We start from the raw sequence: 12148 nt of genomic DNA, 5'->3' as shown, positions 1-12148 counted from the left end.
GCGAGAGCGCGAGACGCCGGCGGTGCTGGCCGGACGAGGTGTCGTCGTCTGGCGTGCGGCGCAGCAGAGGCTTCCCGGGACCGCTTGTGGCGGTCGTGAGGCGGTGTGCGACGCGGAGGATGCTCGTGTGCTGTCAGCGGGAGGTGCCTGTGGCGGCACCGGCCCCGTGGAGCTCAGGAACGTGGCGTGGTCTCGGTCTTGTCGGCCGAGGACCCCGCGGAGACCAGCTCGGGTTCGTCGTCCTCCGTGTACGTGTCGGAGGAGTCTACCTCAGACTGACGCTCGGCCGGCGACCGCCCGGGCAGGTACGCACCGGGCACCCGGCCGGTGTGACGCCGCGAGGCGACGACCCAGATGACGACGCCGAGGACGATCGCGGCGAACGACATCCACACGTTGGTGCGGATGCCCAGGAACAGGAGGCTCGGATCGGTGCGGATCGACTCGAAGACGGATCGGCCGATGCCGTACCAGACCAGGTAGAACGCGAGGCCACGGCCCCACTGCAGGGGCGTGCGGCGCTCGATCAGCAGCAGGACGGCGACGCCGGCGAGCATCCAGATGATCTCGTAGAGGAACGTGGGGTGGAACAGCGTGCCCTCGGGCAGCCCGGTGGGCCACGCGGCGTTGCTCTGCTCGATCTCGAGGCCCCAGGGCAGGTCGGTCGGCGTGCCGAACAGCTCGTGGTTGAACCAGTTGCCGAGCCGCCCGAAGGCCTGCGCGACGAGGAGGCCCGGCGCCAGCGAGTCGGCGAAGACCGAGAACCGCAGCCCCGTCACCCGGCAGCCCAGCCAGACCCCGACGGCCCCGACGAGGAGCGCCCCGTAGATGGCGAGCCCGCCCTCCCACACCGCGATCACGTGCCACAGCGGCTGACCGGCGAAGTAGTCGGCGGGGTGCGTGACGACGTGGAAGAAGCGGCCCCCGATGATGCCCAGGGGCACGCAGAACAGCATGACGTCGATGACGACGCCGTTCTCGGCCCCGCGGGCGCGCAGGCGCTGGTTCGTGATGAGCCCTGCGACGACGATGCCCACGAGGATGCAGATGGCGTAGGCGTGGATGCGCAGCGACCCGGGCACGGAGGCGCCGAAGGTCGAGTTGATCCAGTTCGTGAGGTCGAAGTACTGCCAGTCGGCGGACGGGCTCGGGATGCTCAGGGGAACGAACACGGGCGGGGGCGCCTTTCAAGGGGAACGACAGGACGTCGGCAGGCCGACGCGGAACGACTCTAGCGCGGCCGTCCGTCAGGGACGGACGGCGGCGCCGGAGGAGAGGTCGGCGGCGACGGCCGCGAGGCGGTCGAGGCCGCCCTCGGCGAGGGCCCGGACGAAGGCGGAGCCGATGATGGCCCCGTCGGCGTACTCGAGGACCTCGCGCACCTGCTGCGCCGTGGAGATGCCGAGCCCCACGCAGGCGTTCTCGACCCCGGCGACCCGGAGACGGTCGACCAGGGTGTGCGCCGCCGAGTCGACGTCGGTGCGGGCACCCGTGATGCCCATGGTCGAGACCGTGTAGACGAACCCGCGGCTGCGATCGACGGACTGCCGGAGGCGCGCGTCGCTCGACGACGGAGCCGCCAGGAACACCCGGTCGAGCCCCGCGGCCTCGGACGCGTCGAGCCAGGCGCCGGCCTCGTCGGGGATGAGGTCGGGCGTGATGAGCCCGGCCCCGCCGGCGGCGGCGAGGTCGTCGGCGAAGCGCTGGACGCCGTACTGCTCGACGGGGTTCCAGTACGTCATGACGACGACGGGAGCCGCGGTGCGGGCGGTGATCTCGCGCACCGCGGTGAAGACGTCGCGCACGCGGAAGCCCTCGGCGAGGGCACGCTGGGTCGCGGCCTGGATCACCGGGCCGTCCATGACGGGGTCCGAGTACGGGAGGCCGAGCTCGATGACGTCCACGCCGTTCTCGGCGAGGACGACCGCGGCGTCGATGCTCGTCTGCAGGTCGGGGAAGCCGACCGGGAGGTAGCCGATGACGGCGCCGGTGCCGGCGTCGCGACGGGCACGGATGGCGGCGGAGACCTTGCTGGCCGTCTCGGGGGCGGAGGCGACGTCGGTCACAGCTGCTGCGCCTCCTCGTCGAGGACCCCGAAGTACCGGCTGGCGGTCGCGACGTCCTTGTCGCCGCGGCCGCTCATCGACACCAGGATCGTCCAGTCAGGGTGCCGCTGGCCGAGCTTGATCGTGCCGGCCAGGGCGTGGGCCGTCTCGATGGCGGGGAGGATGCCCTCGGTCTGCGTGAGCAGCTTGAAGGCGGCCATGGCCTCGGCGTCGGTCACGGGCTCGTAGTGCGCCCGGCCGCTCTCGGCCAACCAGGCGTGCTCGGGCCCGACGCTCGGGTAGTCGAGCCCGGCGGAGATGGAGTGGCTCTCGAGGGTCTGGCCGTCTTCGTCCTGCATGAGGTACGACTTCGTGCCCTGGAGGTTGCCGATCCGGCCCAGCGTGATCGAGGCGGCGTGGCGGCCGGTCTCGACGCCGTCGCCGCCCGCCTCGTAGCCCCAGAGCTCGACCGACGGGTCGTCGAGGAACGCGTGGAAGATGCCCATGGCGTTCGATCCGCCGCCGACGCACGCCGTGACGGCGTCGGGCAGGGCGCCGGTGAGGGCGAGCACCTGCTCACGCGCCTCCTCGCCGATGATCTTGTGGAAGTCGCGCACCATCGCCGGGAAGGGGTGCGGGCCCGCGACGGTGCCGAGGACGTAGTGCGTCGTGTCGACGCTGGCGACCCAGTCGCGCATCGCGTCGTTGATGGCGTCCTTCAACGTGCGCGAGCCCGTGGTGACCGAGACCACCTCGGCGCCGAGCAGGCGCATGCGGGCGACGTTCAGGGCCTGGCGCTCGGTGTCGACCTGGCCCATGTAGACGACGCACGACATGCCGAAGAGGGCCGCGGCCGTCGCCGTGGCGACGCCGTGCTGGCCGGCCCCGGTCTCGGCGATCAGCCGGGTCTTGCCCAGCTTGCGGGCCAGGAGGGCCTGGCCGAGCACGTTGTTGATCTTGTGCGAGCCCGTGTGGTTCAGGTCTTCGCGCTTGAGGATGACGCGGGCGCCGCCCGCGTGCTCGGCGAACCGGGGCACCTCGGTGATGATCGAGGGGCGGCCGGTGTAGGTGGCGTGCAGGGCCCGGAGCTCCGCCTGGAACTCGGGGTCGACCGCCGCCGCCTTGTAGGCGGCGTCGAGCTCGTCGAGCGCCGCCACCAGGGACTCGGGGACGAAGCGGCCCCCGAAGGAGCCGAAGTAGGGCCCCGTCTCGTCGCGCAGTGCCATCTAGACCTCCAGGAAGCTGGTGAGTGCGGCCGCGGGGTCGCCGTGCGTGACGAGGGCCTCGCCCACGAGCACGACGTCGGCACCGGACCGGCGGTAGTGGGCCACGTCGGCCGGGGACGCCACGGCGCTCTCGGCGACGCGGGTGACGCCCTCGGGGACGAGCCCGGACAGGCGGCCGAAGAGGTCGCGGTCGAGCTCGAACGTGGCCAGGTCGCGGGCGTTGACGCCCAGGACCTCGGCCCCGGCGTCGAGGCCGCGGGCGACCTCGTCGGCCGAGTGGGTCTCGATCAGGGCCGTCATGCCGAGCTGGCGGACGAGGTCGTGCAGCTCGACGAGGCGGGCCTGCTCGAGGCCCGCCACGATGAGCAGGACGATGTCGGCGCCCGCCGCGCGGGCCTCGAGCACCTGGTAGGGCTCGGCGATGAAGTCCTTGCGGAGGACGGGGACGTCGACGGCGGCCCGGACGGCCTCCAGGTCGGCGAGCGTGCCCTTGAAGCGTCGGCCCTCGGTGAGGACGCTGATCGCGCTGGCGCCCCCGCGGGCGTAGGCGGCGGCCAGGGAGGCGGGATCGGCGATCGCCGACAGGTCGCCGCGCGACGGGCTGGCGCGCTTGACCTCGGCGATCACCTTGACGCGCTCGGCGGGGGCCAGGGCGGTGCGGGCGTCGAGGGCGGGCGGGCGAGCGAGGGCAGCGGCCTCGACCCGCTCGAGGGGCAGCGTGGCGCGGCGGGCCTCGGCGTCGGCCAGGGCGCCCGCGAAGAGGTCGTCGAGCACCTAGTTGTGCGCCTTCGGCACGTAGCGGTGGCCGCCCACGCCGTAGCCGGCGCGCTTGAGCACGAGGCCGACGACGAGGCCGACGACGACGAGGCCGGCGGCGGCCCAGACGACCCACTCGACGGCGAAGAAGAAGGCCACGGTGCCGATGGAGAACGCGACGAGCATGATCACGACGGCCGTCCAGGCCGCGGGCGAGTTGCCGTGGCCGAGGTCGTCGGCGGTCTCGGTGCTGTCGTTCTTCGTCTGCGTGCTCACGGTGCTCCTTGGATCAAGACGGGACGGGCCCACTCTACCGGTCGTGCCCCGGGAGGTCAGGACGCCGCAGGGGGTCGTCGTCGCCGTCGTCGCCCTCGTCGACGCTCCCGCCCGTGGGGTCGTCTCCTCCGGACAGCGAGTCCCAGGCGGCGGCCGGGTCGTCGGCGGGGTCGGCGGCGACGAGCCGCGTCGCGCTGTACTTGCGCCCGGCCCGGGGCCAGGCCCCGGAGAGCAGGACGACGGAGGCGCCCAGCACGGCGACGAGGACGCCCGCGACGAGCGCCACGGTCGGCCACGGCGTCGCCACGGCGCTCGAGACGAGCTGGTGCAGCGACTCGTCGCCGTCGACGCCCGTGGCGTCGGTGACGGCGCTGCCGGCGGCGCGGACGGGGTCGCCGAGGGCGACGGAGGCGGTGGTCGCGACGCTCGCCCCGAGGAGCACCTGCAGGGCGCCGAGGACCACGCGGAAGACGCGGCCGGCGATCGTCAGGGCCCCGGCGGACGCGAGCACGGCCAGCGCGAGGGCCGAGAGCGGAGCGGCGGCGACGTCGCCCGCCGCGGTGAGGCGGAGCTCCCCGCCCTGCGGCGACTGCACCACCAGGTCGAACCACGGCTGGGTCCAGGCGAGCAGGGCCAGGCCGGCGAACAGCACGCCGGCGAGGATCGAGACGAGCTTCAGGCGCCCGCCCCGCATCAGCGGAGCCTCGTCATGGCGTTCGCCACGGCGACCGCACGGAGGGGGGCCGCGGCCTTGTTGCGCGCCTCCTGGTTCTCGGCGACCGGGTCGCTGTCGGCCACCAGCCCCGCCCCGGCCTGGACCCGGGCGACGCCGCCCTGGATGAGGACGGTGCGGATGGCGATCGCGACGTCGGCCGAGCCGGCGAAGTCGAAGTAGCCGACGACGCCGCCGTAGACGCCGCGCTGGGCGGGCTCCAGCTCGTCGATGATCTCGAGGGCGCGGGGCTTGGGCGCCCCTGAGAGCGTGCCGGCCGGGAACGTCGCCCTGAAGGCGTCGATGGCGTCGTGGCCCTGGGCCAGGTCGCCCTCGACGCTCGACACGAGGTGCATGATGTGGCTGAACCTCTCCACCTGCATGAACTCGGTGACCTCGACGGTGCCCGGCGTGCACACCTTCAGCAGGTCGTTGCGGGCGAGGTCGACGAGCATGAGGTGCTCGGCGCGCTCCTTCTCGTCGTGCTCGAGGCGGTCGGCGAAGGCGAGGTCGGCCTCGGGCGTGTCGCCGCGGGGCGCGGAGCCCGCGATGGGGTGCGTGAACACACGGCGCCCCTCCACCTTGACCAGGGCCTCGGGCGACGAGCCGACGATCCAGTAGGGCTCCCCCGCCGCGTCGGCGAGGCTGACCAGGTACATGTACGGGCTCGGGTTCAGCGTGCGCAGCACTCGGTACACGTCGAGCGGCTCGGCGGTCAGCTCGTGGTCGAAGCGCTGCGACACCACGACCTGGAAGACGTCGCCGTCGCGGATGAACTGCTTGGACCGCTCGATCGCGGCCGCGTACTCCTCGTCGGTCGAGCGGCGGATCGGCGTCGGCTCGACGGTGAGGTCGACGTCGGAGAGGTGCGCCTCGGTGGGCACCGCGAGCTCCGCCTGCAGGCGGTCGAGCCGCGCCTGCGCGTCGGCCCAGAGCGTGTCGGAGTCGTCGGTGCCGTCGGCCAGGACGGTGGCGATGAGGAGCACGGCCCCCGTGCGGTGGTCGAGCGCCACGAGCTCCGAGACGAAGCTGAGGGCCTGCGAGGGCACCTCGAACTCAGCGGGCGGAGCGTCGGGCAGGTGCTCGAGCTCACGGACGGCCTCCCAGCCGACGAAGCCGACGAGCCCGCCGGTCAGGGGCGGGAGCCCGTCGATGCGCGGGGTCGCCCACCGGTCGTGCAGCGCGCTCAGCACCTCGAGGGGCGCTCCGGCGGCGCCGCCCAGCGCTCGCTCCTCCGAGAGGCCGTGGTCGAGCCACCGCGGGCGTCCGGCCTCGGTCGTGAGGACGCCGAAGGACGAGACCCCGACGAACGACCAGCGCGACCAGATGCCGCCCTGGCCGGCGGACTCGAGGAGGAAGGTGCCGGGTCGGCCCGCGGCGAGCTTGCGGTAGATGCCGACCGGGGTCTCGCCGTCGCCGAAGAGGTCACGGACGACCGGCACCACCCGGTGGTCGGGCAGCAGGGCGTCGAACGCCGGCCGGGTCGTCGAGGTGCGGCCGCTCACGCGGCGGCTCCGTCGACGGGCCCTGCCGTGCCGGCCGGGGCGGAGGCGGTGACGGGGTCGAGCGGGTCGACGTCGAAGCACGACCGGGCGCCCGTGTGGCAGGCCGCCCCGACCTGCTCGACGGTGACGAGCAGGGCGTCGTCGTCGCAGTCGAGAGCGGCGGCGCGGACGAACTGCGCGTGGCCCGAGGTGTCGCCCTTCCGCCAGTACTCCTGTCGGGAGCGCGACCAGAAGGTCACGCGCCCCTCCGTCAGGGTCCGGCGGAGCGCCTCCGCGTCCATCCAGCCCATCATGAGGACGTCGCGCGACACGGCGTCCTGGATGATCGCGGGCAGCAGGCCGGCGTCGTCGAAGCGCGCGCGGGCGACGACGGGCTCGACGGTCTCGCGGGTGAGCGTCGTGCCGACTCGGTCGTCGCGACCGCTCTCGGGAGGCGTGGGCTGGTCGGTCATGGGGGCTCCCGGGGTCATCGGACGACGGCGCCGGACGCCGCCAGCTCGCGCTTGACGTCGCCGACGGTCAGCTCGCGGGCGTGAAAGACGGAGGCGGCGAGGACGGCGTCCGCACCGGCCGCGATGGCCGGGGCGAAGTGCTCGACCGCACCCGCGCCTCCGGACGCCACGACGGGCACCCGGCTGTTCTCGCGCATGAGGCGGATGAGCTCGAGGTCGAAGCCCTGCTTCGTGCCGTCGGCGTCGATCGAGTTGACGAGCAGCTCGCCCGCGCCCCGCTCGACCGCTTCTCGGGCCCAGGCGACGGCGTCGAGGTCGGTCTCGGTCCGCCCGCCGTGCGTCGTGACGACGAAGCCGGACGCCGTCCGTGACGAGCGCTTGACGTCGAGGGAGAGGACGACCGCCTGGGCGCCGAAGCGGTCGGCGATCTCGCCGACGAGGTCGGGCCGCGCGATCGCGGCGCTGTTGACGCCGATCTTGTCGGCGCCGGCGGCCTGCAGACGGGCGACGTCGTCGGCGGAGCGGACTCCCCCACCGACCGTCAGCGGGATGAAGACCTGCTCGGCGGTGGCGCGCACGACGTCGTAGGTCGTCGAGCGCTCGTCGACCGTGGCGGTCACGTCGAGGAAGGTGATCTCGTCGGCGCCCTGCTCGTAGTAGGTGCGCGCCAGCTCGACGGGGTCGCCCGCGTCGCGCAGGTCGAGGAAGTTCACGCCCTTGACGACACGGCCCGCGGCCACGTCGAGGCACGGGATGACCCGGACGGCGAGCGACGGATCGGAGGCCGTCACGGTCAGAGCCTCGCGGCGTGGATCGGGCTGACCAGGATGGCCCGGGCGCCCAGGTCGTAGAGGGCGTCCATCACCTGGTTGGTGTCGCCGCGCGGCACCATCACCCGGACGGCCGCCCAGTCGCGGTCGTGCAGCGGGGAGACCGTCGGCGACTCCATGCCCGGCGCGACCGCGGTGGCCGCCTCGAGCTGGGTGAGCGGCACGTCGTAGTCCATCAGGACGTACTGACGGGCGACGAGCACGCCCTGGAGGCGGCGGTGCAGCACGCTCAGGCCCTCGACGGCCGGGTCGCTGGCGATCAGCACCGCGGTCGACTCGAGGATCACCGGGCCGAAGATCTCGAGCCCGGCGGCGCGGAGGGTGCCCCCGGTCGAGACCACGTCGGCGACCGCGTCGGCCACGCCGAGCTGGACGGCGCTCTCGACCGCGCCGTCGAGGCTCACGAGCGTCGCGGAGACGCCGTGCTGCTCGAGGAAGCTCCCGACGAGACCGGCGTAGCTCGTGGCGACGCGGGTGCCCTCGAGGTCACGGACGTCGCCGAAGCGGCCGGGAGGGCCCGCGAAGCGGAAGGTGGAGCCGCCGAAGTCGAGCGCGGCGACCTCGTGGGCCGGCGAGTGGCTGTCGAGCAGCAGGTCACGGCCCGTGACGCCGACGTCGAGCGCGCCGGAGCCGACGTAGGTCGCGATGTCGCGGGGGCGGAGGTAGAAGAACTCGACGCCGTTGCGCGGATCCTCCACGTGGAGGGTGCGGGTGTCACGACGGCCGGTGTAGCCGGCCTCGCTGAGCATGGCGGAGGCGGTCTCGCTGAGGGAGCCCTTGTTGGGCACTGCTACGCGGAGCATGGTCTGGGTCGTTCCGATCTGACGCCGCGGGTCGGCGGCGAGCTGCTGGTCGGCCGGGGGCGGGCCCGGCGGCGCGACTCGGGTGGTGGGGACGAGCTCAGAGATGTCGCCACACGTCGTCGGGCGTCAGGCCCTTGGCGATCATCAGCACCTGCACGTGGTAGATCAGCTGGGAGATCTCTTCGGCAGTGGCGACGTCGCCCTCGTACTCGGCGGCCATCCACACCTCGGCGGCCTCCTCCACGATCTTCTTGCCGATCTGGTGGACGCCGGCGTCGAGCTCGGCGACGGTGCCGGAGCCCGCGGGCCGGTCACGGGCCTTGTCGCTGAGCTCGGCGAACAGTTGGTCGAAGGACTTCACGACGACAAGGCTACCGTCGCGGCGGCGGCCCGCAGTGCGGCGATGCGCTCGGCGGGGTCGCCGCCGTAGACGGCCGAGCCGGCGACGACGGTGTCGGCCCCGGCCGCGACAGCCGTCACGATCGTCTCGGTGTCGATGCCGCCGTCGACCTCGAGCCAGACGTCGAGGCCGGAGGCGCGGACGGCCTCCCGGGCGCGGGCCAGCTTGGGCATCGTGTCGGCCTGGAAGGACTGCCCGCCGAAGCCGGGCTCGACCGTCATCACGAGGATCATGTCGAACTCGTCGAGGGTCTCGAGGTACGGCTCGACCGGCGTGCCGGGCTTCACGGCGATGCTCGCGCGCGCGCCCGAGCTGCGGATCGCCCGGGCGGTCGCCACGGGGTCGGCCGCGGCCTCCGCGGAGAACGTGACGGAGAAGGCGCCGAGCTCGGCGTACCGCGGCGCCCAGCGGTCGGCGTCGTCGATCATCAGGTGGACGTCGAGCGGCACCGGGCTGACCTGCTGGAGCCGTTCGACGACCGGCAGCCCGATCGTGAGGTTCGGCACGAAGTGGCCGTCCATGACGTCGACGTGGACGAGGTCGGCGGTCGCGATGCGGCCGAGGTCGCGCTCGAGGTTGGCGAAGTCGGCCGAGAGGATGCTGGGGCTGATGCGAACGGGCACGGGAGGAGCCTACCGGCCCTCCCCCGGCAGGGCCCCGGCCCCGCCGCCCGTCAGCCGACCTTGCGGACCAGGGCCGTGAACATCGCGTCGGTGCCGTGACGGTGGGGCCACAGCTGCACGTAGGGCCCGCTCGCGAGGTCGACGGGGCGGCCCGCAACCTCGGCGAGCGTCGCGGTGGCGTCGAGGACCTCGACGTCGTCGCGGCGGGCCGTGCCCGTCTCGACGATCGCCCGGGTCTCGGCGAGGTGCGGCGAGCACGTCACGTAGGCCAGGAGCCCGCCGGGGGCCAGTGCGTCGAGAGCGCTCGCGAAGAGCTCGGCCTGGAGCGAGGTGAGGTCGCCGACGTCGCTCGGCTGCTTGCGCCAGCGCGCCTCCGGCCGCCGCCGCAGGGCGCCGAGCCCGGTGCAGGGCGCGTCGAGCAGGATGCGGTCGTACGAGCCGGGCTCCTCCGTGCCGAAGCGCCTCGCGTCGCCCTCGCGCACCTCGACGCCCCCCGGCACGACCGCGAGGGCCTGCCGCACGAGCCCCACGCGCGCGGGCACCAGCTCGTTGGCGACGAGCGTCGCTCCGGCGCGGGCGGCCTCGGCCCCCAGCAGGGCCGCCTTCCCCCCGGGGCCGGCGCAGAGGTCGAGCCAGCGCTCGCCCGCCGCCGCCGGGTGGTGCCGGCTCAGCAGGAGCGCGGCCATCTGGGAGCCCTCGTCCTGCACGCGCGCGCGCCCGGCGCGGACGGCCGGGTGCTGCGAGGGGTCTCCCCCGGCGCTCGTGGCGGCCAGCGGCGACAGCTTCCCGCTCGGCGGGCCGAGCTCGTCGACCTCGGCGAGGCCGGGCAGGGCGACCAGGCTGACCCGGGGGGCGTCGTTGTCGGCCGCGAGCAGGTCGGCGAGCTCGTCGACGCGGCCCTCCGCGGCGAGGGCCCGCCGGAAGGCCCGGATCACCCAGGTCGGGTGCGACCACTCGGCCGACAGGCGGTCGTCGTCGCTGGTGGCGGCGTCGAGCACCCGCTGCCGCCACTCCTCGGGAGTGCTGCGCGACACCGCCCGGAGGACCCCGTTGACGAACCCGGTGCCCGACCTGCTGCCGACCTGGCGCGCCAGCTCGACGGACTCGTCGACGGCGGCGTGGACGGCGACCCGGGTCGAGAGCAGCTGGTGCACGCCGAGGCGGAGCACGTCGAGGAGCGCCGGGTCGACGGCGTCGACCGGCCGCCGGGCGGCCAGCGCGATCACGCGGTCGTAGTACCCCCGGAGCCGGAGCGTGCCGTACGTGAGCTCGGTCGCGAGGCCGGCGTCGGCGGGCTGCAGCCGGGCCCGGGCGATCCGCTGAGGCAGGAGAAGGTTCGCGTAGGCGTCGTCCTCCTCCACCGCCCGCAGCACGTCGAGGGCGATCTGGCGGGCGGGCTGGACGCGGCTCACGCGGGTCCTCCTGTGGGGGTCGAGGCGTCGGCGGGGGCGGACGCGGAAGGGGCAGCGGCGGAGGCAGAGGCGGAAGGGGCCGGGGCGAGGAGGAGGGGCCCCGGGTCGGACGCCAGGCCACGCCACCAGTCGGCGCCCGGCATCGGCTTCTTCCCAGGAGGCTGCACGCGGACGAGCTCCAGCGGCCGGCTCGCGGTGCCGACGACGAGACGTCGGCCACGGCGCTCGAGCCGGCCCGGTGCGGGGGCGGGCGCGTCCGTGTCGTCTACCCGCGCCTCCAGCACCTTGAGTCGGCCCTCGCCGAGCGGCAGGTGGGCCCCCGGCTCGGGCGTGGTGCCGCGCCACCGGTCGAGCACCGCGGTGGCGGGCGCCGAGAGGTCGAGCGCGCCGTCGTCGAGCGTGAGCTTGGGGGCGGTCGTGACCTCGCCGACCTGCGGCGTGCCGACCGCGCTCCCGACCGCGAGGGCGTCGACGACGTCGGTGAGCAGGTCGGCGCCGCTCGCGGCCAGCTCGGCGAGGAGCTCGCCCGCGGTCTCGTCGCCGCCGAGGGGGCGCTCGACCGTGCCGAAGACCTCGCCGGCGTCGAGCTCGGGCACGAGCTGGAAGACGGCGGCCCCCGTGACGGGGTCGCCCGCCATGAGGGCGCGCTGCACCGGGGCTGCGCCGCGCCAGCGGGGCAGCAGCGAGAAGTGCAGGTTGACCCAGCCGAGGCGCGGAGCGGAGAGCAGGGGCTCCCGGAGGAGGGCCCCGAAGGCGACGATGACGCCGAGGTCGGCGTCGAGGGCGGTGATCGCGGCCGTCACCTCGTCGGTGACGCGGCGCGCCTTGAGCACCGGCAGGCCGAGCCGCTCCGCCTCGACGGCGACCGGGGTGGCGGTCAGGACGCGACGGCGCCCCTGGGGCGTGTCGTCGCGGGTGAGCACGGCGACGACGTCGTGCTCGCTCGCCGCGAGGGCGGTGAGGGACGGGACTGCGGCAGCGGGGCTGCCGGCGAAGACGAGGCGCACGAGGGGTCCTGGGGGGTCGGTGATGGCGGGCGGGCGGGGGGGGGGGGGGGCGGAGGGTGACGGGCTGCCGACGGACGGGGCACCGGGGAGGCGCGGAGCCG

General features: G+C 74.4%; 14 protein-coding genes. All 14 read right to left on the bottom strand.

Going from position 1 to position 12148, the window contains the following annotated elements; all coding sequences use genetic code 11:
* Nucleotides 1-173 precede the first annotated feature (173 nt).
* A complete protein-coding gene (lgt, locus tag FHR77_RS05795) occupies nt 174-1172 on the bottom strand; it encodes a prolipoprotein diacylglyceryl transferase (protein WP_341777235.1) in 999 nt (332 codons plus the stop codon).
* Between the two features lie 75 nt (nt 1173-1247).
* Nucleotides 1248-2066 (bottom strand): tryptophan synthase subunit alpha, encoded by an 819-nt coding sequence (trpA, locus tag FHR77_RS05790; RefSeq protein WP_167259174.1) that lies wholly within the window; start codon nt 2064-2066, stop codon nt 1248-1250.
* The gene (trpB, locus tag FHR77_RS05785; RefSeq protein WP_167259173.1) at nt 2063-3271 is read right to left on the bottom strand and encodes a tryptophan synthase subunit beta; all 1209 of its coding nucleotides are present in this window, start codon (nt 3269-3271) and stop codon (nt 2063-2065) included. The genes trpA and trpB overlap by 4 nt, the downstream gene beginning before the upstream one ends.
* Nucleotides 3272-4045, bottom strand: a complete 774-nt coding sequence (gene trpC, locus FHR77_RS05780) for an indole-3-glycerol phosphate synthase TrpC (protein WP_167259172.1) — start codon at nt 4043-4045, stop codon at nt 3272-3274.
* Entirely contained in the window at nt 4046-4303 is a 258-nt protein-coding gene (locus FHR77_RS05775; protein ID WP_056054745.1) for a DUF6704 family protein, read from the bottom strand. It lies immediately after the preceding gene.
* A 34-nt stretch (nt 4304-4337) separates the two neighbouring features.
* Entirely contained in the window at nt 4338-4997 is a 660-nt protein-coding gene (locus FHR77_RS05770; protein ID WP_167259171.1) for a Trp biosynthesis-associated membrane protein, read from the bottom strand.
* Complete coding sequence (locus FHR77_RS05765) at nt 4997-6520, bottom strand: anthranilate synthase component I (protein ID WP_167259170.1); 1524 nt, start codon at nt 6518-6520, stop codon at nt 4997-4999. The genes FHR77_RS05770 and FHR77_RS05765 overlap by 1 nt, the downstream gene beginning before the upstream one ends.
* Nucleotides 6517-6972 carry a phosphoribosyl-AMP cyclohydrolase gene (hisI, locus tag FHR77_RS05760; RefSeq protein WP_167259169.1) on the bottom strand — a complete coding sequence of 152 codons (456 nt, stop codon included), beginning with the start codon at nt 6970-6972 and terminating at the stop codon, nt 6517-6519. Before hisI ends, FHR77_RS05765 begins: the two co-directional genes overlap by 4 nt.
* A gap of 14 nt (nt 6973-6986) precedes the next feature.
* Nucleotides 6987-7763 carry an imidazole glycerol phosphate synthase subunit HisF gene (gene hisF / locus FHR77_RS05755; protein WP_056054731.1) on the bottom strand — a complete coding sequence of 259 codons (777 nt, stop codon included), beginning with the start codon at nt 7761-7763 and terminating at the stop codon, nt 6987-6989.
* A 2-nt stretch (nt 7764-7765) separates the two neighbouring features.
* Nucleotides 7766-8605, bottom strand: a complete 840-nt coding sequence (gene hisG / locus FHR77_RS05750; protein WP_056054728.1) for an ATP phosphoribosyltransferase — start codon at nt 8603-8605, stop codon at nt 7766-7768.
* 97 nt (nt 8606-8702) lie between these two features.
* The gene (locus FHR77_RS05745; RefSeq protein WP_056054725.1) at nt 8703-8966 is read right to left on the bottom strand and encodes a phosphoribosyl-ATP diphosphatase; all 264 of its coding nucleotides are present in this window, start codon (nt 8964-8966) and stop codon (nt 8703-8705) included.
* Entirely contained in the window at nt 8963-9628 is a 666-nt protein-coding gene (rpe, locus tag FHR77_RS05740; protein ID WP_167259168.1) for a ribulose-phosphate 3-epimerase, read from the bottom strand. Before rpe ends, FHR77_RS05745 begins: the two co-directional genes overlap by 4 nt.
* A 50-nt stretch (nt 9629-9678) precedes the next feature.
* On the bottom strand, nt 9679-11040 hold the full coding sequence (locus FHR77_RS05735) for a transcription antitermination factor NusB (RefSeq protein WP_167259167.1): 1362 nt from the start codon (nt 11038-11040) through the stop codon (nt 9679-9681).
* Nucleotides 11037-12047, bottom strand: coding sequence for a methionyl-tRNA formyltransferase (gene fmt, locus FHR77_RS05730; RefSeq protein WP_167259166.1), 1011 nt, complete (start codon nt 12045-12047; stop codon nt 11037-11039). Before fmt ends, FHR77_RS05735 begins: the two co-directional genes overlap by 4 nt.
* Nucleotides 12048-12148 lie beyond the last annotated feature (101 nt).

It is taken from the genome of Frigoribacterium endophyticum (genome assembly GCF_011759585.1).
Classification (GTDB): domain Bacteria; phylum Actinomycetota; class Actinomycetes; order Actinomycetales; family Microbacteriaceae; genus Frigoribacterium; species Frigoribacterium endophyticum.
The sequence above is the reverse complement of the archived record's forward strand: the minus strand, read 5'-3'. Positions and strand labels throughout refer to the sequence as shown.